Source organism: Variovorax sp. GW458-11-26-14-LB1, from assembly GCF_059423965.1.
This window is the reverse complement of sequence record NZ_JBWKYW010000002.1, coordinates 180,713-203,442: the sequence shown is the minus strand read 5'-3', so window position 1 is coordinate 203,442 and position 22,730 is coordinate 180,713. Positions and strand designations below refer to the sequence as shown.

The 22,730-nt window shown below is 71.1% G+C and carries 20 protein-coding genes; 8 read left to right on the top strand and 12 right to left on the bottom strand.

Annotation, left to right across the window (positions count from 1 at the left end):
- Position 1: 1 nt before the first annotated feature.
- The 4 genes from AC07YS_RS02310 to AC07YS_RS02295 are packed head-to-tail and all read right to left on the bottom strand — an operon-like array spanning position 2 to position 5,659.
- Positions 2-1,390 (bottom strand): DUF1254 domain-containing protein, encoded by a 1,389-nt coding sequence (locus AC07YS_RS02310; protein WP_495267011.1) that lies wholly within the window; start codon positions 1,388-1,390, stop codon positions 2-4.
- 44 nt (positions 1,391-1,434) lie between these two features.
- Entirely contained in the window at positions 1,435-2,433 is a 999-nt protein-coding gene (locus AC07YS_RS02305) for a Bug family tripartite tricarboxylate transporter substrate binding protein (RefSeq protein ID WP_495267012.1), read from the bottom strand.
- A 29-nt stretch (positions 2,434-2,462) separates the two neighbouring features.
- Entirely contained in the window at positions 2,463-4,574 is a 2,112-nt protein-coding gene (locus AC07YS_RS02300) for an acetate--CoA ligase family protein (protein WP_495267013.1), read from the bottom strand.
- Positions 4,575-4,597: 23 nt separating this feature from the next.
- The gene (locus AC07YS_RS02295; protein WP_495267014.1) at positions 4,598-5,659 is read right to left on the bottom strand and encodes a porin; all 1,062 of its coding nucleotides are present in this window, start codon (positions 5,657-5,659) and stop codon (positions 4,598-4,600) included.
- A 262-nt stretch (positions 5,660-5,921) separates the two neighbouring features.
- Here AC07YS_RS02295 and AC07YS_RS02290 point away from each other — a divergent pair, with 262 nt between their 5' ends.
- Positions 5,922-6,545 carry a Crp/Fnr family transcriptional regulator gene (locus AC07YS_RS02290; RefSeq protein WP_223301435.1) on the top strand — a complete coding sequence of 208 codons (624 nt, stop codon included), beginning with the start codon at positions 5,922-5,924 and terminating at the stop codon, positions 6,543-6,545.
- A gap of 25 nt (positions 6,546-6,570) precedes the next feature.
- On the opposite strand, the gene AC07YS_RS02285 is transcribed toward AC07YS_RS02290, so the two are convergent.
- From AC07YS_RS02285 to AC07YS_RS02255, 7 genes are all read right to left on the bottom strand, one after another.
- Positions 6,571-7,194: a YdeI/OmpD-associated family protein gene (locus AC07YS_RS02285; protein ID WP_495267015.1), complete on the bottom strand. Its 624-nt coding sequence runs from the start codon at positions 7,192-7,194 to the stop codon at positions 6,571-6,573.
- A complete protein-coding gene (locus AC07YS_RS02280; protein WP_172438312.1) occupies positions 7,182-8,129 on the bottom strand; it encodes a phosphatidate cytidylyltransferase in 948 nt (315 codons plus the stop codon). The genes AC07YS_RS02285 and AC07YS_RS02280 overlap by 13 nt, the downstream gene beginning before the upstream one ends.
- A gap of 5 nt (positions 8,130-8,134) precedes the next feature.
- On the bottom strand, positions 8,135-8,800 hold the full coding sequence (locus AC07YS_RS02275) for a lysophospholipid acyltransferase family protein (protein WP_139704435.1): 666 nt from the start codon (positions 8,798-8,800) through the stop codon (positions 8,135-8,137).
- 62 nt (positions 8,801-8,862) lie between these two features.
- Positions 8,863-9,303, bottom strand: a complete 441-nt coding sequence (locus AC07YS_RS02270; RefSeq protein ID WP_062482724.1) for a hypothetical protein — start codon at positions 9,301-9,303, stop codon at positions 8,863-8,865.
- Positions 9,296-10,636 (bottom strand): phosphatase PAP2/dual specificity phosphatase family protein, encoded by a 1,341-nt coding sequence (locus AC07YS_RS02265; RefSeq protein WP_495267016.1) that lies wholly within the window; start codon positions 10,634-10,636, stop codon positions 9,296-9,298. Before AC07YS_RS02265 ends, AC07YS_RS02270 begins: the two co-directional genes overlap by 8 nt.
- Positions 10,633-12,399, bottom strand: coding sequence for a bifunctional alpha/beta hydrolase/class I SAM-dependent methyltransferase (locus tag AC07YS_RS02260; protein WP_495267017.1), 1,767 nt, complete (start codon positions 12,397-12,399; stop codon positions 10,633-10,635). Before AC07YS_RS02260 ends, AC07YS_RS02265 begins: the two co-directional genes overlap by 4 nt.
- Positions 12,400-12,437: 38 nt before the next feature.
- Positions 12,438-13,052 carry a CDP-alcohol phosphatidyltransferase family protein gene (locus tag AC07YS_RS02255; protein ID WP_095947964.1) on the bottom strand — a complete coding sequence of 205 codons (615 nt, stop codon included), beginning with the start codon at positions 13,050-13,052 and terminating at the stop codon, positions 12,438-12,440.
- Positions 13,053-13,139: 87 nt separating this feature from the next.
- On the opposite strand from AC07YS_RS02255, the gene ruvB reads away from it, so the two are divergent.
- Positions 13,140-14,204 (top strand): Holliday junction branch migration DNA helicase RuvB, encoded by a 1,065-nt coding sequence (gene ruvB / locus AC07YS_RS02250; protein WP_062482092.1) that lies wholly within the window; start codon positions 13,140-13,142, stop codon positions 14,202-14,204.
- A 10-nt stretch (positions 14,205-14,214) separates the two neighbouring features.
- Positions 14,215-15,171, top strand: coding sequence for a CDF family Co(II)/Ni(II) efflux transporter DmeF (gene dmeF, locus AC07YS_RS02245; RefSeq protein ID WP_495267018.1), 957 nt, complete (start codon positions 14,215-14,217; stop codon positions 15,169-15,171).
- Positions 15,172-15,211: 40 nt separating this feature from the next.
- Here dmeF and AC07YS_RS02240 read toward each other — a convergent pair whose 3' ends face one another.
- A complete protein-coding gene (locus AC07YS_RS02240) occupies positions 15,212-16,960 on the bottom strand; it encodes a lysoplasmalogenase family protein (RefSeq protein ID WP_495267019.1) in 1,749 nt (582 codons plus the stop codon).
- 94 nt (positions 16,961-17,054) lie between these two features.
- On the opposite strand from AC07YS_RS02240, the gene AC07YS_RS02235 reads away from it, so the two are divergent.
- The 5 genes from AC07YS_RS02235 (at position 17,055) to AC07YS_RS02215 (ending at position 22,727) form a co-directional block, all read left to right on the top strand.
- Entirely contained in the window at positions 17,055-17,924 is an 870-nt protein-coding gene (locus tag AC07YS_RS02235) for a UDP-2,3-diacylglucosamine diphosphatase (protein ID WP_062482079.1), read from the top strand.
- Between the two features lie 141 nt (positions 17,925-18,065).
- Entirely contained in the window at positions 18,066-19,268 is a 1,203-nt protein-coding gene (locus AC07YS_RS02230) for an acyl-CoA dehydrogenase family protein (protein ID WP_307696413.1), read from the top strand.
- A 12-nt stretch (positions 19,269-19,280) separates the two neighbouring features.
- Positions 19,281-20,432, top strand: a complete 1,152-nt coding sequence (locus tag AC07YS_RS02225) for an acyl-CoA dehydrogenase family protein (protein WP_495267020.1) — start codon at positions 19,281-19,283, stop codon at positions 20,430-20,432.
- Between the two features lie 4 nt (positions 20,433-20,436).
- Positions 20,437-21,951: an acetyl-CoA acetyltransferase gene (locus tag AC07YS_RS02220; RefSeq protein ID WP_495267021.1), complete on the top strand. Its 1,515-nt coding sequence runs from the start codon at positions 20,437-20,439 to the stop codon at positions 21,949-21,951.
- A complete protein-coding gene (locus tag AC07YS_RS02215; RefSeq protein ID WP_354344716.1) occupies positions 21,948-22,727 on the top strand; it encodes an enoyl-CoA hydratase-related protein in 780 nt (259 codons plus the stop codon). The genes AC07YS_RS02220 and AC07YS_RS02215 overlap by 4 nt, the downstream gene beginning before the upstream one ends.
- Positions 22,728-22,730: the final 3 nt, after the last annotated feature.

Below are 22,730 nucleotides of genomic sequence, written 5' to 3'. Positions count from 1 at the left end.
CTCAGCCCTCTTGTGCCTGCAGGGCCGGGATGCGCCAGCTCTGCACGCCCTCGCGCGGGTAGTACATGCGCAGGATCAGGTAGAAGCGCCCGGCCGGCGCGGGCAGCCAGTTGGCGGCGTCGGCGGGGCGCGCGTGGCCCACCACCAGCTCGAGGCTGCCGTCGGCGTTGCGCTTCAGCCCGGGCGTGCGGTCGCCGATGGCGTGGCGGCGGATGTCGTTGGGGTAGAGAAAGCGGTCGCTGTCGTACAGCGTGACCGACCAGAAGGCGTCCGCGGGCGGCAGGTCGCCGGCCTCGAAGCGCATCGTGTAGCGGCGCTGGCCGTCCAGCGGCTCCTGCGTGGCGTCGTGGTGCGCGGCGGCGTACACCGCCTCGCTGGTGGCCAGCGCGCCCAGGCCCAGGTAGGCGGTGCGCGCGCGGCCGAGGAACTCGTTACCGTAGCGGCCGGTGGCCGGCGTCATCGACCAGGGCTTGGGCCGGCGGTTGCGGCCCACGGCGCCGACCAGCTGCACGCCTTCGGCGAAGCCTTCGATCAGGCCTTCGCGCAGCGGTGCTTCGAGTGCGTCCCACGAGAACGCGGCGTTCGCCAGCAGCCCGCCCTGGCCGAACCACGCCACGAGGCCGCGGTCTTCCACGCGGCCCGGCGCCTCGGCCAGCGCGTGGCACACGTTGGTGAAGAAGCGCGGCGCCACTTGCGCGGCCGGCTCGCCGTGCTCGAAGGCGGCGGCCATGGCGTCTTCGTGCGGACCGGCCCACTGTTCGATGGCGGCCGGGCGGCCCTGCAGCACGGTGCCGGGCGCGGGCTTCAGCTGGATCTCCGACTGCAGCGCGCGCGCGGCCGGCCAGTCGCTTTCATCACCCACCAGGATGCGGCCGATGAGCCAGACCAGGTCGGTCGGGCAGCGCACCACGCGGTGGCCGGCGAGCGATTCCGGCACGGTGCCGCCGGGGCCCACCAGCACCACGGTCTCGCCCTCGGGGTTGCAGTTGCGCGGGCCCAGGTTCTCGAAGTTCTCGGTGTAGGCGTCGTACAGCGGCAGCACGAAGTAGCGCCCCGGGTGCCGCGCCGACGCGGGCACGGTGAGCAGCATCGGCCCGTGCGCCAGGTGCAGCCAGGCCATGGTGTAGAGCAGGTCGTTGGCCGGCGTGACCACGTCGCGGTCTTCGTGGGTGGACGGGCGCGGCGCGTGGTGCAGCGTGTTCAGCGGCGCGCGCACGTCGGAGCCGGCCGAGGCGCCGCTGCGGCGTTCGGCGCGCGGCGCGGTCTGCATGGCGCAGGTGCGGTAGGTCTCGGTGAGCGGATAGCCGTAGACGAAGGCGGCCAGGCCGATGGAACGGGCGAGCGCCTTGCGGGCGGCGGCGATGTCGGGCACGGGAGCGGGAGCGTTCATGGGAAAGACCTCGGGGTTCGGAAAGAGGGAGAAGGGAAGGCGGTTCAGTCGAGCTTCACGCCCGTGGCCTGCGTGAGCTTCAGCGTCACGGGCAGGAAGGCCTTGTAGGCCGCGGCGGCCTCGGGCGGCAGGTTGCCCACGGGCTCGGCGCCGAGCTCTTCGATGCGCCGGCTCACCTCGGGCTGGCGCACCACCGCGCTGACCTCGCGGCCCAGGCGCTCGACGATGGCGTCGGGCGTCCTGGCCGGCGCCATCAGCGAGGTCGGGCCGGTCATGGCGTAGACCTCGTCGGCGTAGCCCTGCTCGGCGAAGGTGGGCACGTCGGGCAGCGCGCGGGCGCGCCGGGGACCGGCCACGGCCAGCGGGCGCAGCTTGCCGGCCTTGATGTACGGCTGCAGCGTGGTGACCGAGCCCACGGTCATCTGGATCACGCCGCCGATCAGGTCGATCGCCATCGGGCTCTCGCCCTTGTAGGGCACGTGCATCGTCTGCAGGCCGTAGGCCTTGTCCATGTAGACCTGCACCTGGTGCGGCTGCGTGCCCGGGCCCCACGAGCCCATCGAGTACTTGCCGGGCGCGGCCTTGGCGGCGGCGATCAGGCTCTTGAAGTCGGTGGCCGGCACCGAAGGGTGCACCGCCAGCACGGTGCGCGTGGTGGCGATGTCCGACACCATGCGCAGGTCGGTGCGCGGGTCGTAGGGCAGCTTGCTGTAGAGCACCAGGTTCGCGGTGACGGGCCCCGGCACCGTGAGCAGCAGCGTGTGGCCGTCGGGCGGGCTCTTGGCGACGTAGTCGGTGCCGATGATGCCGCCCGCGCCGCTGCGGTTCTCGACCACCACCGGCTGGCCCAGCCGCTTCGACAACCCTTCGGCCACGAGCCGCGCGAGGATGTCGGTCGAGCCGCCCGCTTGGTACTGCACGATGATGCGCACGGGCTTGGAGGGAAAGGGCGCCTCCGTGGCTGCCGCCGCGCTGGCCGCGAGCACCAGTGCCGCGCCCGCGCCAAGTGCGCGCCCGAGTCCGTTCTTCGATGTCGTCGTCATGCGATGTCTCCGGTGGTTGTTGTTGTGCTTCAGGGCGCGCGGCCGACGACCAGCGCGTCGACCGCCACGCAGCCGCCCTCGGCCTTCGGGCGCGCGATCAGCGGGTTGATCTCGGCGCTGTCGAGCGAGTCACCCGCGCGCTGCGCGAAGTCGGCCAGCGCGCACAGCGCGTCGGTGATCGAATCGAGGTCGACCGGCGGCCGGCCGCGCGCGCCGTTCAGGATCGCGAAGGCGCGCAGCTCGCGCACCATGGCCAGTGCGTCGTCGCGCGCGATCGGCAGCGCGCGCAGCGACACGTCGCGCAGCGTCTCGACGTGGATGCCGCCCAGGCCGAACATCAGCACCGGTCCGAACACCGGGTCCCGGTGCACGCCCGCGATGCATTCGACGCCGCCGCTCAGCATGCGCGCCACCAGCGCGCCGTCGAGCCGCGCCTCGGGCCGGACGGTGCGCGCGAGGTCGCGCGTGCGCTCGAAGGCCGCGCGCGCCTGCGCCGCGCCGCGCAGCCCGAGCGCCACGCCGCCGACGTCCGACTTGTGCGGAATGTCGGCGCTGACGATCTTCACCACCACCGCCTCGCCGAGCGCCTCGGCGGCGGCCGCGGCTTCGTCGGCGCTGCGCACCACGCGGTGCGCGACCACGGGCACGCCGGCATCGGCCAGCAGCGCGAGCGCGTCGGGCTCGGACAGGGTGCCAGGCGCGAGCGTCAACGGCGCCTTGGTTGATGCGGGCGTTGCAGCCGCCGCCGTCGCAGGCTTCAGCCCCGCGAGCGCAGCGATCGTGCGGATGCCATCCGACGGGTCGGCGAACACCAGGCAGCGCATGGCCTCGAGTTCGGCGCGGCGCTGTGGCGTCAGCAGTGTGCTCACCGCCAGCAGCGTGTCGGGATAGGCCTCGCGCAGCGAGCTCACCAACGCGCGCAGCACCGGCCAGAACGCGTCCGACGCGCCCGCGGCGGCCAGGAAGCCCATCCACGAGGCAAAGCCCTGGTCGTCCAGCATCACGCGCGCCGTGCGATCGATCAGCGTCATGTCGTTGGTCACCTGGCCCGTGATGTCCACCGGGTTGCGCGGTGCCGCGAAGGGCACCCAGCGGCGCAGCGTGTCCTGCGCGGCCTCGCTCAGCGGCCGGGCATCCAGGCCCTGGGCCGAGGCCTCGTCGGCCATCAGCGCGCCGACGCCGCCCGAGAGCGTGAACAGGCCGATCGAGCGGTCGCGCGGGCGGCCCGCCACGGCCGCGCTGTGGGCCAGGTCGAAGAACTCCGTGAGGTTGCGCGCGCGCAGCACGCCGTACTGGCGGAACACGGCGTCGTACACCGCGTCGTCGCCCGCCAGCGCGGCGGTGTGCGAGGCCGCGGCCTCCGCGCCCAGCGCGGTGCGCCCGACCTTGACCATCACCACCGGCTTGCCGTTGGCCTGCGCCAGGGCCAGCGCAGCGCGCAGGCGGGGGCCGTCGCGGCAGCCTTCCATGTAGGCCATGATCACGTCGGTGTCGGGGTCCTGCGCGAGCCAGGCCAGGCAGTCGGCGACCTGCACGTCGGCCTCGTTGCCGGTGGTGGCCCACAGCGACAGGCCGACGCCGCGCGCCCGCGCCATCGCGTACGCATAGGCGCCGAACGCGCCCGACTGGCTCACCAGCCCGATGCGCCCCGGCATCACGCGGCCCACGCCGGGCGCCGGCGAGAAGGTGGCGTACACGTGGCGCGCGATGTTCATGAAGCCCAGGCAGTTGGGGCCGACCAGCCGCACGCCCGCGGCACGCGCCTTGTCGCCCAGCCGCGCCTGCGCCGCCGCGCCCTCGGCGCCCACTTCGGCGAAGCCCGAGGAGAACAGCACCACGCCCTTCACGCCCGCCGCGATGGCGTCGTCGAGCGCGCCGTCGACCAGCGCCGACGGCACCGCGAGGATGGCCAGGTCCACCGGTTGGCCGATGGCGCGCAGGCTGGGGTAGGCCGGCAGGTCCTGGATGCGGTCGGCGTTCGGGTTGACCGGGTACAGCGCGCCCTCGAAGCCGAAGCGGCGCTGGTAGTCGACGGGAATGCCGCCGATCTTCTGTGCGTTGGACGAGGCGCCGACCACCGCGATGGCGCGCGGCGCGAACAGCGCCGAGAGGGATTCGGCTTGCGAAGAAAAGAAGTCCATGGGCATGGCGGAGGGTTCGGAAGTCAGAAGTTGTGGCGGATGCCGGTGGCGAGCACGCGCACGTCGTTGCCGCTGTTGGCCACCACCGGGATGGTCGCGAGCGAGGCCGAGGCGCCGTGCCGGTTCAGCAGGCGCAGCCAGCGCGCATAGACCACGGTGCGCTTGCTCAGGTAGTAGTCGTAGCCCAGCGTCCAGGCCAGCTGCGAGCGTTCGCTCTCGGCCACCTTGCGCTGCGTGGCGCCGAAGATCAGGTTCGAGGCCGGCGTCACGTTGTAGGTGGCGCCCAGGTTCACGAGCTTCGCGGTCGGCACGCCCGGCAGGCTCGAGGCGTTGCGCACGTAGCTGGCGTACAGCTGCAGGCCGATGGAGGGCAGCTCGTAGGAGCCGGTCAGTGCCTGGTAGGTGGTGGTGGCGGGCGAGGCCACGGGCGCCGCCGCCGAGCCCGAGCGCGCGCGCTGGAAGGCGTAGGCGATGTAGTAGGGCTTGCGCGCCCAGCCGATGTTGCCGCCGTAGACGTTGCCGCTCTGGTGGCTCGGCGCGCTCGATTCGCCGGGCGCGTAGGCGAGGTCGGCAAAGAACTCCATGCTGGCCGGCGTGCGGTAGCGCACCATGTTGCTGGCGCGGGCCGCGAAGGGCGTGAGGCCGGGTTGCGCGTCGGTGGCCGCCACCAGGTTGATGGGCGAGAACACCGAGTTCAGGCCGTAGGGGTCGGCCTTGAACAGCGCGTAGAACATCGGCGTGTACATGCGACCCGCGTCGATCTGCCCCCACGGCGCCGAGAAGCCGACGAAGGACTGCCGGCTGAACGACATCGCGGGGCCCGGCAGCGTGCCGTTGCCGGTGTCGGGCGCAAAGCCGCTCTCCAGCGTGAAGTGCGCGCCCAGGCCGCCGCCCAGGTCCTCGGTGCCGCGAAAGCCGATGCGCGAGGCGGTCTGGCCGCCGTCCTCCAGTCGCGTGGAGGAGGCGGAGCCCGACCTGGCGTGCGCCACGTACAGGTCGAGCGTGCCGTAGACGCTCACGGTGCTTTGCGCGGACGCAAGGGTGCAGGCCGCGAGCGCGAGGGCCGCGGTGGCTGTCTTCTTCATTTGGGTTGTCTCCGGTGTGGCGAGCCGCAAGGCGGTGCCGCCTGTGTGCTTGTCGATGTCCGGGGCTTACGATAGAAATGAAGGGCCCCCGAATCTGTCAACGCTTTGACAGATTCGTGAACACCAGGGCAGGGAGAACCCGCTGACCCGACCACCTGCAACCACCCCCCCCGACGCCGAAGACAGCGCCGAGCTGCTCGACCGCGCGCTGCGCTGGAACGAGCTGTTCTCCCAATGGCCCGACGCGCGCCGCGCCGAACTCATGAAGTCGGCGCGGCTGGTGCGCTACCGCCGCCGCACGCAGGTGCTGGCGCGCGACCGCCACAAGCGCGAACTGCTGGCGGTGGTGTCAGGCTGCCTGGAGATCAGCAGCATGAGCCCGCAGGGGCGCAAGTACGTCAACGCGCTGCTCGGCCCCGGCCAGGTGGCGCCGCTGGTGCGCCTGCTCGAGGACGTGCCGCTGCCCTACGACTACCACGCGCACGAAGACTCGGTGATCGTCCACCTGCCCAGCGACGCCGTGATCGCGGTGCTCGACGCCGAGCCCGCGCTGTGGCGCGGCGTGGCCCGGCTGGGCCTGAAGCGCCAGCGGCTGAGCGTGGTGCTGCTGCAGAACCAGATGCTGAACTCGGTGCGCGGGCGCGTGGCCGCCACGCTGATGAGCGTGATCCACTTCTACGGCATGCAAGTGGAGGCGGCCGCGAGCCTGCCGGTGCGGCTGTCGCAGAACGACCTCGCGGCGATGCTGGGGCTGTCGCGCCAGACCATCAACAAGGAGCTGGGGCGGCTGGTCGCGGAAGGCGTGATCGACATGAGCTACAAGCGCATCCGCATCGTGGACCCCGACCAGCTCGCGGTCATCGCGACCGGCACCGGGCCGCAGTGAGCGGCGTGCACCACAAGGCGAAAGCTCAGGGGTGGATCTTCTCGCCCTTGGCGAGCATCTCGACGAACTGCGCGATGCGCCGGACGCGCGTCTCGGGCTTCTTCGCGCCCTGCGTGCGGAACAGCACGGCGAAGCGGTTGCGCGCATCGAGCGTGGCGAAGAAGGCCTTGGCCTTGCGGTTGGCGTCGAGCGCGGCCTGCAGGTCGGGCGGCACGGTGGCCACGCTCGGGGCGTCGTAGGCCGCCTCCCAGCGGCCATCGGCGCGGGCACGCTCCACCTCGGCCAGGCCGCCGGGCTGCATGCGGCCCTCGTCGATGAGCTTCAATGCCTTGTCGCGGTTGATCTTCGACCAGATGCTGCGCGCGGTGCGCGGCGTGAAGCGCTGCAGGAAGAACTGCGCGTCCTGGCTCTTGCGCTGGCCGTCGATCCAGCCGAAGCACAGCGCGATCTCCAGCGCCTCGGGGTGGTCGACGGAGGCGATGCCGCTGGCCTTCTTCGCGATGCGCAGCCAGACGCCGGCGTGCGTGGCGTGGTGTTTCTTGTACCAACGCAGCAGCGCGGCGGCGTCGGCACATTCCAGCGGCGTGTCGTCGACGATGCGGTCCACCTTGACCACGGTCTTCTTCGCCGCCGGGCTCACGGCACCCACCAGTAGCGCAATGCGTGGAAGTAGATCGGCGCCGCGAAGATCACCGAGTCGAGCCGGTCGAGCATGCCGCCGTGGCCTTCGATCATGGAGCCCCAGTCCTTCACGCCGCGGTCGCGCTTGATGGCTGACATCACCAGCCCGCCGAAGAAGCCCAAGAGGCAGATCATGAAGGCCATGAGCGCCGCCTGCCACGGGTTGAAGGGCGTGGCCCAGTACAGCGCCGCGCCCATGGCGGTGGCGCTGGCCACGCCGCCGATCAGGCCTTCCCAGGTCTTGGAGGGCGAGAGTTCGGGCGCCACCTTGCGCTTGCCGAAGAGCTTGCCCCACACGTACTGCAGCACGTCGCTGCCCTGCACCACGATGACCAGGAAGGCGATCAGCAGCAGGTTGCGGCCCTCGAAGCCCGGAATCTGCAGCGTGAGCAGCGCCGGCACGTGGCTGATGCAGAACACGCACACCATCAGGCCCCACTGGATCTTCGAGGTGCGCTCCAGGAAGCGCTGCGTGTCGCCGCCCACGGCCGCCAGGATGGGCAGCAGCAGGAAGGCGTAGACCGGGATGTAGATCGAATACAGCCCGTACCAGTCGATCCAGATCAGGAAGTACTGGCCCGGCAGCGCCACGAAGAAGGCCAGCGCAATGGCGCCGTGGTCGCCGCGCCGCGTGTAGGCCAGGCTGATGAACTCGCGCAGCGCATAGAACGAGATCAGGTAGAACAGCACGATCACGCCGCCCTTGCCGAAGGCAAAGGCCAGGCCGATCACCGCCACCATGACCCACCACGCGTTGACGCGCGAGTTCAGGTTGTCGATCACCGAGTGCGGCTGGCCGTGCGCCACGCGCCACTTGAGCAGCGCGCCGATGGCCGAGGCCAGCACGAGCACGCCGAAGACGCCGCCGAAGAGCTTGAAGGTGGTCCAGGCGAAGGGGGACATTTCGATCACGAGGCGGTCCCTCCGTTTTGTTCGATGCGGTCGTACTCGGGGCGCAGGTCGAGCATGGCCGTGCGTGCGCGGGCGAGGAACGCCGTCTTGTCTTCGCCTTCCTCGAGCTGGATCGGCGCGCCGAAGCGCACCGTGCAGGCCAGCGGGATCGGCACCAGCGTGCCCTTGGGCAGCACGCGCTTGAGGTTCTCGATCCACACCGGCACCAGCCGCACGGTGGGGCAGGCGCGTGCCAGGTGGAAAAGGCCGCTTTTCAGCGGCAGCAGGATGTCGTCGCCCGTGTTGCGCGTGCCCTCGGGGAACATGATGAGCGAGTCGCCGCCTTCCAGCGCCTCCTTCATCTGGTCGACCGGGTTGCCGCCCTGGCCCGAGCCGTCGCGGCGGATCATGAGCGCGTTGAACACGTCCTTGCCGATGAAGTTGCGCAGCTTCGAGGCCTCCCAGTAGTCCTGGCCCGCCACGGGCCGCGTGAGCGCGCGCAGGTCGGAGGGCAGCGTGGCCCACAGCAGCACGAAGTCGCCGTGGCTCGTGTGGTTGGCGAAGTACAGCGTCTGCTCGGCCTTGGGCGTGGTGCCCGACCAGATGGCGCGCACGCCGGTCAAGAGGCCGGCCGCGCCGATGATGAGCTGGCCCGCCACCACCGCGAGCCCGCGGCGCACGATGGCGCTTGGCCGTGCGCTGTCGTCGCTGCTGCTGTCGTTCTTGTTGTTGCCGTTGTCGTTGTTCAAGCGAGTTCCTGTGTCATGAGGGCGAGCAGGAAGAGCGCGTTCTGGCAGGCGATCACGATGGCGTGGCGCTGCATCAGTTGGCGGGTTCCCTGCACGCGGTCGGCGAGCGCGCGGGCGTTGGGCTGCGGCGGCGGGTCGCGCAGCCCGAGCACCGACAGGGCGTTGTCCATCGCGCCCAGCGAGGCGATCTGGCCGTTGGCCAGGCCTTCGAACAGCGCCTGGTCCAGCCGCAGCCGGAAGGCGAAGTAGCGTTCGAGCACGCCCAGCACCATCACCGCGGCAAAGGCCAGGATGGCGGTGTTCGAGAGCCCGCGCAGCGTGAGTGCCAGCACCAGGGCGGCGATGCAGGTGAGCGCGAAGCCCCAGAGGGCGAGCATGGCCGCCGCGCGCAGCAGGCCGGCCAGGGTGGTGCAGGTGGCGCGTTCGTTGTCAGTCATGGCGGGCAGGTGTTCCAAGGGGTTCGAGTGCGGTACGCCAGGCGGCGTGCAGCACGATCTGCGGGCGGGCGCGGCGCACGGCGTCTTCGGCCTGCGCCAGGCCGTGGTCGCGGCCCAGCCAGGCGATCACGGCGGCGGCGCTGCGCGAGAAGCCCAGCGCGCAGCAGACCCACACGGCCGAGCCGTCGGCCGCCGCGGCACGGCGCTGGCCTTCGATGACGGCCGCGGCGCGGCGCAGGCGCACGGGCGGCGGCACCACGAGGTCGAGCAGCGGCACGCAGCGCGCACGGGCGGGCGGCACGCCGGCCGGCAGTTGCAGCTCGGCGCACAGGCTCACGAGCCGGGGCTGGCCGGCGGCGAGCCATTCGGCCTGCGTGGGGCGACGGCCCAGGCGCAGGCCGGGCACCACCTCGACCGAGGCCGGCAGCTTGCGCGTCCAGAGCCACACATTGAAGGCCGCGGCCAGGCGGTAGGGTGCGAACAGCCAGCGCGCCGCCCAGCCCATGCGGCCGTGGCCGTCCATCTGGAAGCCGCGCGTGCCGAAGCCGAGGTAGTTGAGCGCCACCAGCGCGAGCGCCGCCGCCGGCCACGCCAGCCACAGCGCCACGCCGCCGGTCGCCAGCGCCGCGAACAGGCACAGCGCTGCGCCCACGGCGTAGAAGCCCGCGAGCTTCAGCCGCTGCGGATCGCGCGCCAGGCGCCACGCGCGCAGCATCGACACCCGGCGCGCCATCGGCCACAGCCACACGCAGAAGATGCCCAGCAGCGCGCCGGTCGGGATGTCGATGAAGTGGTGCTGCCAGGTCGTGAGCACCGAGGCGCAGATCGCGAAGGCCCACACATGCAGCACGAGCCGCGCCCACAGCGGCCGGATGAAGCGCCGGTACCAGTCCCACAGGATCACGGCCAGCGCGATGTGCAGCGAGGGCGCCTGGTTGTACGGCTGGTCGAAGCCGCGCAGCGCGTTGAACAGGAAGGCCGGCGCGCCCTCCACCGGCGGCTGGCCGAAGCTGAAGTGCAGCGGCCAGAGGATGAAGCAGGTGCAGGCGATGAGCGTGGCGCTCACCAGCCGCAGCGCATGCCGGTCGAGCGTGTGGCGGTCACGCGCCAGGAACAGCGACAGCGCGTAGAAGACGTTGATGGTCCAGTACGGAAAGATCGTCCAGGCCCAGAAGGGCACCTGCCGCTCCCAGTCGAAGGCCATCGAGGGCACGCTGGCACGCGTGGTGGCCCACCAGTTGGCGAAGCCGTAGGTCGCGTAAAACAGCGGCCCCAGCAGCACCAGCCACGCGGCGGCGCGTTTCCACGGCCGGGGCGCGCGCCGGGCGGTCATTGCGCGACGCGCACCGCCAGCGACACCGTGAAGATGCCCCACTCGTCCACCCGCTGGTCGATCTTGCGGAAGCCCGCCTCTTCGACCAGCTGGTCCATCTCGGCCTGCGTACGCCGGCGCATCACCCAGGCTTCGCCCTGGCGGTGGCTGGTGAGCGCGCGGGCGATCATTTCGAGCTGCGGGTGCCAGGGCTGGCCGGTGTAGACCAGGTAGCCCCGGTCTTCCACCGCGTCGCCCACTCCCGCCAGCGAGCGGCGCACCATCTCGTTGTCGGGGAACAGCTCGTACAGGCCCGACACCACGGCCAGCGTGGGCCGCGGCGTCACGCTCGCGAGGCTGATGCGGTCGAAGGCGTCGGCCTGCACGAACTGGGCGACGTCTTCCAGGCCCTTCTCGGCGATCAGGGCCGTGCCGTCGCGCACGTTGATGTCGCTGTAGTCGCGCAGCAGGATCGAGCTGGCCTTCACCGGGCTGGCCAGCACCGCGTCGAGCACGTAACGGCCGTGGCCGGCCGCGATGTCCATGAGGCGCACCTCGCGGTGCATCTCGACCAGCCGCTCCATCGCGATGCGCAGCAGCTCTTCCACATGAATCTTGCGCTGGCGGATGCCGCGCCAGCCGATGGAGTCGAGGTAGGTGCGGTCGACCGAGCGGCCCAGCGCGCCCTTGCCCTGCGGCTGGTTGCGGTAGACGTAGTCGAGCGTGCTGCCCGAGTCGAAGCCCGTGGCGTGGCCCAGCGCGATGCCGCTGGACAGCGTGCCGCCCACGCGCAGCCCGCCGCGCGTGATCGCCCAGTAGGCGCCGCGCGGCGACAGGGGCGAGAGCGGTTCGGCCAGCGCGCGCGATTCGTCGGCGGTGTTGCCGTTCAGGTGCGCCTCGCGCAGGTCGACCGGCACGGCCGGTTCGTCGAAGCGCTGCAGGATGAATTCGCGGATCGACGCCACCGCGGGCGCCCGGTCTTTCTCGCCCAGCGTGTCGTGGAAGAAGCCCGGCAGCACCGTCTTCGTCTTCACGGCGCTGCCCAGCCGCTCGAAGAACTGGTGCTGCGGCTTGTGGTGCACCACCCAGTCGGCGCCCGAGATGAGCAGCTGCACCGGCAGCGTGATCGCGTTGGCGTCGGCCACCACGCGGTCGGCCGCCTCGTACAGGCCCAGCAGGATGTTGACGGCGATCGGGCGCGAGATCAGCGGGTCGTTCTTGTAGCTCTCGATGCGCGCGGGGTCGTGCGTGAGGAACTTCGGCTTCACGTAGCTGTTCACGAAGAACAGCCCGCGCAGCTTGTGCATGAGCGCCAGCCCTGGCCGCGCGAACGGCACGTAGAGCTTGACCTTGAAGGCCGGCGAGGCCAGCGTGAGGCCGCGCACCTTGGGTGCGTAGTCGTGCGCCCAGGTGGCGATCAGCACCGCGCCCACGCTCTGCGCCACCACGTGGATGTCGTGCTCGGGCACGCCGTGGGCGGCGGCGATGTGCTGCACGAAGGTCTGCACGTCGCGCACCGAGGTGCCGAAGCTGGGGCTGTAGCCGCGCTGGCCCGGCGACAGGCCGTGGCCGCGCGCGTCCCAGGCGAAGAAGTCGAAGTCGGGCAGGTCCAGCTCGTCCACCAGGTGCGCCATGCGCGCGCCGTGCTCGTGGCCGCGGTGGAACAGCAGCACGGCGCCGCGCCGCGCGGCGCCCGTGGCCGGCCAGTGGCGGTAGAACAGCGATTCGCCGTCGTGCGTGCGGAAGTGGTGTTCGGCGGCGACGCGGGGTGTGGAAAGGGTCATGAAGAAGGCTCTTCTTTATTTATTTGTATGGGGGTGTTTCAGGCGGCGGGCGCCTCGGCCTCGGCCAGGGCGCGGCGGATGCGGTTGACGACCGTCCAGGCCACCAGCGCGGCCAGCAATGGCATCAGGAGGGCGGTCCAGCCCGGCAGCGGCCCGCCGAGGGCGACATACAACCCGAGCGCGCCGAACACGAAGGCCCGGTCGCTCTTGCCCATCGGCCCGTCGTAGCGGCGCGAGGCGCCCACCGTGGGGCCCAGCGCGCCGGCGAATTCGCTCAGTCCGGCCAGCACGATGACCGTGCCGACCCAGAACGGCGCGAACGGCGCCACCAGCGCGAAGGGCAGGTAGAGCGCGGCGTCGGAGACCACGTCGGTGAGTTCGTTGAGGAAGGCGCCCAGCCGGCTTTGCTGGTGGTGCTCGCGTGCCAGCATGCCGTCGATGGCGTTGAAGGCCATGCGCAGGAACATCCAGGCGGGGATCAGGCCGAAGGCCGCCAGCGAGGGCGCGGCGAAGAACAGCCAGAGCCCGAGCCCGACCGACACCGCGCAGGCCGCCAGCGTCACCTGGTTGGCCGTCACGCCCATCGCATGCAGCCGGACCACGAGCGGTCGCAGCAAGGCCTGGAAACGCGGTTTCAGTTCGTAGATGGACACGCCTGACCTTCCCCTCGTCTTGTTGTATGGCCGAACATTCTGCCAGTGTGGCCAAGGACTAAACTCATCGCCGAAGACCCACCTCCAATGACCATCCAGACCGACGATTTCGCCCCCGCCCCGCAACGCGTGGTGTCCGCCGCCCCCGCCTCGCCCAACGAGGAGGCGATCGAGCGGGCGCTGCGGCCCAAGCTGCTCGACGAGTACGTCGGCCAGGCCAAGGTGCGCGAGCAGCTCGAGATCTTCATCGGCGCGGCGCGCAAGCGCAAAGAGGCGCTCGACCACGTGCTGCTGTTCGGCCCGCCGGGCCTGGGCAAGACCACGCTGTCGCACATCATCGCGGCCGAGCTGGGCGTCAACCTGCGCCAGACCTCGGGCCCCGTGCTCGAAAAGCCCAAGGACCTGGCGGCGCTGCTGACCAACCTCGAGCCCAACGACGTGCTCTTCATCGACGAGATTCACCGCCTGAGCCCGGTCGTCGAGGAAATCCTGTACCCCGCGCTGGAGGACTACCAGATCGACATCATGATCGGCGAGGGCCCCGCGGCGCGCAGCATCAAGCTCGACCTGCAGCCCTTCACGCTGGTGGGCGCCACCACCCGCGCCGGCATGCTGACCAACCCGTTGCGCGACCGCTTCGGCATCGTGGCGCGGCTGGAGTTCTACACGCCCGAAGAACTGGCGCTCATCGTGCGCCGCAGCGCGGGCCTGCTCAAGGTCGAGACCGACGCCGCCGGCGGCTTCGAGATCGCGCGCCGTTCGCGCGGCACGCCCCGCATCGCCAACCGCCTGCTGCGCCGGGTGCGCGACTACGCCGAGGTCAAGGGCAACGGCCGCATCACCGAGGACATCGCGCACAAGGCGCTGGCCATGCTCGACGTCGACCCGCAGGGCTTCGACCTCATGGACCGCAAGCTGCTCGAGGCTGTCATCCACCGCTTCGACGGCGGCCCGGTCGGCCTGGACAACGTGGCCGCCAGCATCGGCGAGGAGCGCGACACCATCGAGGACGTGATCGAGCCCTACCTCATCCAGCAGGGCTACCTGCAACGCACGCCGCGCGGGCGCATCGCCACGCTCGCGGCCTACCGCCACCTGGGCGTGGTGCCGCCCTCGGGCCGCGCCGACGGCCCGGACCTGTTCGGCGCCTGAAGAGAATCCCATGCACACCCACGACCTGAGCGCCTGGCAGCACGACCACCACTTCGGCGCGGGCAATGCCGCCGCCGAACGCAGCACCCGCCTCGTGATGTGGATCACCGCCGCCATGATGGTGGTCGAGATCGGCGCCGGCTGGTGGTTCAACTCCATGGCGCTTTTGGCCGACGGCTGGCACATGAGCTCGCACGCGCTGGCCATCGGCCTGAGCGCCTTCGCCTACGCCGCCGCGCGGCGCTACGCCCGCGACCCGCGCTTTGCCTTCGGCACCTGGAAGATCGAGGTGCTCGGCGGCTTCGCGAGCGCGCTGCTGCTGCTCGGCGTCGCCGCGCTCATGGTGGTGGGTTCGCTGGAGCGGTTGTGGTCGCCCGTGGCCATCCACTACCCCGAGGCCATCTCGATCGCGGTGCTGGGGCTGGTGGTGAACCTGGTCTGCGCGCGGCTCTTGGGGCATTCGCACGACCATCACGGCCATGACCACGGGCACGGCCATGACCACCACGGTCACGATCACGCGCATGGCCACGACCTCAACCTGCGCTCCGCCTACCTGCACGTGGTGGCCGACGCCGCCACCTCGGTGCTCGCCATCGCGGCGTTGCTGGGCGGCTGGTTCTACGGCTGGTCCTGGCTCGACCCGGCCATGGGCATCGTCGGCGCCGTGCTCGTCGCCGTCTGGGCCAAGGGCCTGCTGAAGGAAACCGGCAAGGTCCTGCTCGATCGCGAAATGGACCACCCCGTCACCGAAGAAATTCGCGAAGGCGTCGAGACGATGCTGGCCGATTCCGAAACCTGCGTGGCCGACCTGCACGTCTGGCGCATCGGCCGCGATGCGTACGCCTGCGCGCTCACGGTGGTGACGCATTCGGCCACGCTCACGGCCGACCAGGTGCGGGCGTGCTTTTCGATGCACGAGGAGATCCGGCACTCGACGGTGGAAATCCAGCGCTGCGCTGACTAGGTCGAGGGCCTGCTCCTTCCCCTCTGTGGGAAGGAGAAAGTCAGGCCGTCGGCCGCCGGACGTGCCGCACGATCAACATCTGCGCCACGTAATAGGTAGACAGCACCCACAGCGACGCCAGCGGCAGCGGCGACACGAACCGGTTGATCGCCAGCAGCGCGTCGCTCAGCATGAAGAAGCAGGCGCCCACCGCCACCCACAGCGCGGCCGGGTCGCTGGAACGCAGCACCGCCGCACGCCCGATGGCCTGCGCCGCCATGCAGGCGATCACCACCACGTAGAACCCGACCGGAATGCGCAGCGCCACCGGCAGGCCGCCCTGCCACAGGAAGGCGTACATGCCCGCGCCGATCAGCAAGGTGGCCGCCAGCGCGCGCGGCCGCGGGAACAGCCCGACGCCGATGCGGAACAGCGCGATGTACGCCAGGTGCGCGAGCAGGAAGCACACCAGCCCGGGCACGAAGAGGTTCGCCGGCCCCATCAGCAACACGTCGCCCGCGAGCGAGAAGACCAGGCCGGTCAGCAGCAGCGCATCGAAGCGCGCGATGCCGCCGGGCTGGCGTTGCGCGCGGCGGGCCGCGAAGGCGATGGCGATGGCCAGCGCCAACGGCTTGAAGAGGAGGTGCAGCCAGCCGATGCCCAAGGCCGCGCTCGCCGTGGCCAGCGCGGCGGCCTCGACCAGCAACACCTCGGTGACCGACAGCCGGCCCTGCAGCACCGCGCCCACGGCCCACAGCCCGGCCGTGAGCGCGGCCAGCCAGACGGCGGCCTGCGGCAGCGGCAGGGCGTCGGAGAACCAGAGGAACACCGTCACGCCGGCCAGCAGCGCGAGGAACTGCAGGCCCGCGAACCATTGCACGCCGCGGCTCACCACGGGCTCGTAGCGCGTGACTTTCGCGATGTCGAAAGCGGGCTTCGGGTAGCGCGCCGCCACGTCGGCGGGGCGCCAGCCGGGCGGCTTGAACCACACGCGCAGCTTGTCGGACCAGCGGCGCGCATGCCATGAGTCCTTCGCGAGCGCCCAGTACACCTCGGCGTTGGCCCACAGCGGGTCCCAGCTTTTCAGCTCGCCGCGCGTGCCGTACACGCAGCGCTCGTCCTCCTCGCGGAAGGTGCCGAAGAGGCGGTCCCACACGACCAGCACGCCGCCGTAGTTGCGGTCCAGATACGTGTCGTTCACCGCGTGGTGCACGCGGTGGTTCGAGGGCGAGCAGAACCAGCGGTCGAACCAGCCGAGCTTGCCGACCTGTTCTGTATGCACCCAGAACTGGTAGAGCAGGTCGATGAGCGCCACCACGACGAACACCAGCGGCGGCACGCCGGCCACGGCCATCGGCAGGTAGAAGACCCAGCCCAGCAGCGCGCCGCTCGAGGTCTGGCGCAGCGCGGTCGACAGGTTGTAGTGCTGGCTCTGGTGGTGCACCACGTGCGCGGCCCACAGCACGGCCGACTCGTGGCCCATGCGGTGCAGCCAGTAGTAGCAGAAGTCGTAGAACACCAGCGCCAGCAGCCAGCCGTACCAGGTGGTCCAGAACTCGCGCGCCGCCTCCTGCGGAAAGAGCGTCACCGCCGAATACACGGCGGTGTAGATGCCGACGCGCAAGAGCCCCGTGAGCACCGCGCTGATCTGGCTCAGCATGCCCAGCCCGATGCTGTTCACGGCGTCGGCCAGGCGGTAGGTGTCCTGCCCGGTGCCGCGCCGGGCGCGCGCGCGGCCGACCGCGAACTCGATCGCGATCAGCAGAAAGAACACGGGGGACACGAGAACGATGATCTGGCCAGAGCGCATCGTCCGATTGTGGCGTTGCCCTGGTGCCACGCGTCACCGGGATGTCACGGAGTCGCCATCGCGCGGTCACGCGCGGCTGCGAACCTGCCGGACCATGCAACGCGACGACGCTTTCCTTCGCGCCTGGCGCGACACCGCGATCCAGCCTCCCGAGCCGGAGGACGACGATGCGGCGCGTCCGGCGCTGCGCTATCGCACCCTCTGGATCTCCGACCTGCACCTGGGCACGCCCGGCTGCCAGGCCAGGGCGCTGCTCGACTTTCTCAAGCACACCGAGTGCGAGACCCTGTTCCTGGTCGGCGACATCATCGACGGCTGGCAGCTCAAGCGCCACTGGTACTGGCCGCAGGCGCACAACGACGTGATCCAGAAGCTGCTGCGCAAGGCGCGCAAGGGCACGCGCGTGATCTTCATTCCGGGCAACCACGACGAGTTCGCCCGCAAGTACCTGAACCACAACTTCGGCGGCATCGACGTGGCCGACGAGTGGATTCATGAGACGGCCGACGGCCGCAAGCTGTGGATCATCCACGGCGATTTGTTCGACGGCGTGATCCAGTGCGCCAAGTGGCTGGCCTACGTGGGCGACTCGCTCTACGAGTTCACGCTCAAGCTGAACCGCCACCTCAACTCGCTGCGCGCGCGCATGGGGCTTCCGTACTGGTCGCTCTCGAAGTACCTCAAGGGCAAGGTCAAGCGCGCCGTGAGCTACGTCGGCGACTTCGAGAACGCCGTGGCCCGCGAGGCCCGCAACCGCGGCGCGCAGGGCGTGGTGTGCGGCCACATCCACCACGCCGAGATGCGCGACATCGACGGCATCCTGTACTGCAACGACGGCGACTGGGTGGAAAGCCTCACCGCGCTGGCCGAGCATGCCGACGGCACGCTCGAGATCATCGACTGGGCGCAGCACATGCCCGTCGGGACGCAAGCGGTGCCGGCACGCGAAGCGGTCGCCGCCTGAACGTTCGGCCCGGCATGGGCTTCAACTGAAGAAAAAAGCGCTCACCGCCGCGGCGGGGCGCCCACGTTCGTCCGATCCGACGATGCCGCGCCGGCGCGCGCGCCGCACACTTGCCGGGTGTGAACCCTGTGAGACAACACCATGGCCTGGACCCTCAGCGCGGCGGAGACCGCGTTTCGCGACGAGGTTCGCGACTTTCTTGCGCGCGAGCTGACGCCTGAGCTGCGCGCCGCAGGGCGTCGCTGCTCCGGCATCTTCACCGACTACGCCGACGGCAACCGCTGGCACCGCGTGCTGGCCCAACGGGGCTGGAGCGTGCCGCACTGGCCGGTGGAACACGGCGGCACCGGCTGGACGCCGATGCAGCACTACCTCTTCGCGAGCGAGCTGGCCGCGGCCGACGCGCCGCCGCGCGCGCCCATGGGGCCCGGCATGGTCGCGCCGGTGATCATCGCCTTCGGCACCGAGGCGCAGAAGCAGGCCTGGCTGCCGGGCATCCGCTCGGGCGAGGACTACTGGTGCCAGGGCTACTCCGAGCCGCAGTCGGGCTCCGACCTGGCGTCGCTGCAATGCAAGGCGGTGCGCGACGGCGACGACTACGTCATCAACGGCACCAAGATCTGGACCACCCACGCGCAGTACGCCAACCGCATGTTCTGCCTCGTGCGCACGGCCTCGGGCGGCAAGGCGCAGCAGGGCATCAGCTTCCTGTGCTTCGACATCCCCCAGGCCGGCCTGACGATCCGCCCGATCATCAGCATCTCGGGCGACCACGAGCTCAACCAGGTGTTCTTCGACGACGTGCGCGTGCCCGCCAGCGGCCTCATCGGCGAGGAGAACCAGGGCTGGACGGTAGCCAAGTACCTGCTGCAGCACGAGCGCGGCGGGGCCTGGGCGCCGATGCTGCGCGCGCGCCTGCGCCGGCTGCGCGCCGCGGCCGACAGCGCCTTCGCTGCCGCAGGCGACACCGCCGCCGACGAGGCGCGCGAAATGGCACTGCGCCTGGCCGAGATGGACTGCGCCATCGATGCGGTCGAAGCCACCGAGCTGCAGTCGCTGCGCGCCCAGGCGCGTGGCGAGCCGCACGGCATCCGGCCCTCGATGGGCAAGGTGATGGGCTCCGAGCTGCGCCAGCGCCTGACCGAACTCGGCGTGGAGATCGCCGCGCACTACGCGGCGGCCGACCTGCCGCTGGACGACAGCCTGCAAGGCGCGCTGGCCGTGCCCGAGGAGGCGGTGTTCTCGATGTCCGCCTACCTCAACGACCGCGCCGCGTCGATCTACGCGGGCTCCAACGAAGTGCAGCGCAACATCATCGCGGCCCAGTTGCTGCAATCACGCTGAGGCCCGTTTTTCATGACCACCCTCACCGAACAAGACGACACCCTCGCGATGCTGCGCGACAGCCTCGCGCGCTACCTCGACGACCAGCACGGCTTCGAGCAGCGACTTCATGCGCTGGCCGCCGCCGACGACGCACCGCCGCCGTTCTGGCGAGGCCTGGCAAGTGACCTCGGCCTGCTGGGCGCGGCCCTGCCCGAATCGCAGGGCGGGCTGGGTCTCGGCCTGGCCGCGCACCTCGCGCTGCTGCCCACGCTGGGGGGCGCGCTCGCGGCCGAGCCGTATCTTTCGACGCTGGTGATCGGCGCCGGCCTGCTGCAGCGCCATCCGGGCGCGATGGCCGATGCGCTGCTCGCGCGCGTCGTCGCCGGGCAGGCCGTGCTGGCCTTCGCGCACGATGAGCCGCACAGCCGCCACGCACGCGACGACGTGCGCACGACGCTCGTGCGCGAGGCCGACGGGCGGCTGCGGCTCGACGGCCGCAAGGCCGTGGTGCAGGCCGCGCCATGGGCCAGCCATGTCATCGTCACGGCGCGCAGCGACAAGGGCTTGTCGTTGCTGGTCGTGCCCAAGGACGCGCCCGGCGTGCAGCTGCGCGCCTACCGCACACGCGACGGTGGCCGCGCCGCCGACATCGCCTTCGACGCGGTGCGCCTGAACGCCGATGCGTTGCTCGGCGAGGAAGGCGCAGCGTTGCCGCAGATCGAACAGGCGCTCGACGAAGCCACGCTCGCGGTCTGCGCCGAGTCCATCGGCATCCTGCGCCGGCTGATGCGCGACACGCTCGACTACGTGCGCCAGCGCAAGCAGTTCGGCGTGCCGATCTCCAGCTTCCAGGTGCTGCAGCACCGGCTGGCCGACATGCACATGGCGCTCGAGCAGGCCGACGCGCTCACCGCCAGCGTGGGCGAGGCACTGGCCGCGGGCGCCGACGCGGCCTCGCGCGCTCGCGCCGTGTCCTCCGCCAAGGTCGCGGTCGCCAAGGCCTGCCGCGCCGTGGGGCAGGGCGCGGTGCAGCTGCACGGCGGCATGGGCATGACCGAAGAACTCGCCGTGGGCCATTACGTGCGCCGCACCACCCTCATCGAAGGCCAGTTCGGCCCGCCCGCGTGGCACCTGCGCCGCGTGGCGCAGCTGCAGCAACAACAACCCCTCTCACAGCACTAACCCCATGACAGCACTGGACGACCGCACGCCGGTCATCGTCGGCGTCGGCGAGATCACGCACCGCACCAAGGAGGCCGCCGAAGGCCTGGAACCCATCGAGCTGATGGCGCGCGCCATGCGCGCCGCCGCACAGGACAGCGGCGCCGCCGCGCTGCTGGCCGGGCTCGACTCGCTCGACGTCGTCTGCGAGTACTCGTGGCCCTACACCGACGCGCCCGCGCTGCTCAACGCACGGCTGGGCTGCAGCCCGGCGCGCAGCGTCTACGGCGTCACCGGTGGCGAATCGCCGGTGCGCTACATCCACGAGGCCGCGCTGCGCATCGCGCGCGGCGAGAGCAAAGTGGCCGCCATCACCGGCGCCGAGGCGCGCTACACGGTCGATGCCGCCGCCAAGCTCGGCATCGCGCTGGACTGGACCCCGCGCGACGACAGCGTGAAGCTGGTGCGCGGCACCGACATCTGCCACCCCGTGGCGATCCAGCTCGGCGCGGCCATGCCGACCACCATCTACCCGTTCTACGAGAACGCCGCGCTCGCCCACTGGGGCCAGACGCCGCGCCAGGCGCAGGACGAGTCGTCGGGCCTGTGGGCGCGCTACTCCGAGGTGGCCGCCGCCAACCCCTACGCCTGGCTGCGCAAGCCCTTCACGCCCGAAGACATCGCCCGCGTCGACGCGGCCAACCGCCTCATCGCCTGGCCCTACACCAAGCACATGGTGGCCAACCCGCTGGTCAACATGGGCGCGGCCGTGCTGCTCACCAGCGTGGGCCATGCGCGCGAACTCGGCATTCCCGAAGACCGCTGGGTCTACGTGTGGGACGGCGCCGCCGCACGCGAGCCGCGCGACTACCTGCAGCGCGACCAGTACCACCGCTCGCACGCGCAGGACCTGGTGATGGAAACCGTGCTCGCGCAGGTCGGCGGCGATGCCTCGGCCTTCGAGATGCTGGAGCTGTACAGCTGCTTCCCCATCGTGCCCAAGATGGCGCGCCGCACGCTGGGCCTGGCGCCCGAGGCGCGCATGACCTCCACCGGCGGCCTGAGCTTCTTCGGCGCGCCGCTCAACGACTACATGACGCACGCCGCCGCGGGCCTGGTGCGCGCGCTGCGCGCCGCGCCGAAGGGCAAGGCCGCGCTGCTCTACGGCCAGGGCGAGTACGTCACCAAGCACCACGCGCTGGTGCTGGGCTCCAGCCCGCCGCCGCAAGGGCTTCCGAAGCCCGACTACGACGTGCAGGCCGCCGCCGATGCGCGGCGCGGCCCGGTGCCGCCGCTGGTGCTGCAGTACGCGGGCGCCGCCACGCTGGAGACCTTCACCGTGGTCTACGGCCGCGACGGCCAGCCCTCGCAGGGCATCGTGATCGCGCGCACGCCGGCCGGCGAACGGCTCATGGCGCGCGTCGAGGCCACGGATGCGGCTTCGTTGAAGGTGCTGACCGACCTCGACCGCAGCCCTGTCGGTTGCAGCGGCACGATGACGGCCAGTGCGGACGATCTCTTGAACTGGAGCGTGTCATGAGCGCAGTCACCGTCGAACGTTTGCCGGGCCACGTCGCCCTCGTCACCATCGACCGCCCCGAGGCGCGCAACGCCGTCAACGGCGATGTGGCGTCGGGGCTCGAAGCCGCCGTCGATGCCACCGAGGCCGACGACGACATCCGCGCCGTGGTGCTCACCGGCGCCGGCCGCGAAGCCTTCTGCGCGGGCGCCGACCTGAAGGAAGTGTCGGCCGGGCGCGGCAGCGCGCTGCGCACCGAGCGCGGCGGCTTCGCGGGCTTCGTGTACCGCGAGCGCAGCAAGCCGTGGATCGCCGCCGTCAACGGCAAGGCGCTGGCCGGCGGCACCGAGCTCGTGCTGGCCTGCGACCTCGTCGTGGCCGTGCGGCAGGCCGCCTTCGGCCTGCCCGAGGTGCTGCGCGGGCTGATCGCCGCGGCGGGTGGGCTGTACCGGCTGCCGCGCGCCATTCCGCCGAACATCGCGCTCGAGCTGATCCTCACGGCGGGCCAGCTCGATGCTGAGCGCGCGCACGGCTTCGGCCTGGTCAACCGCCTCGTGTCTGACGTCGAGGGGCTGCGCGAAGCCGCGCTGGCGCTGGCCGCCGAGATCGCGCGCAACGGCCCGGTGGCGGTGCGCCAGAGCCTGCGCGTGGCGCGCGAGGCGAACAGCGGGCTCGACGAAGCCGCGCTGCGCGCCCTCACGCGCGACGCCTTCGAGCGCGTGGCCGCGAGCGAAGACTTCAAGGAAGGCCCGCGTGCCTTCATCGAGAAACGCGCGCCGCGCTGGAGCGGCCGCTGAACA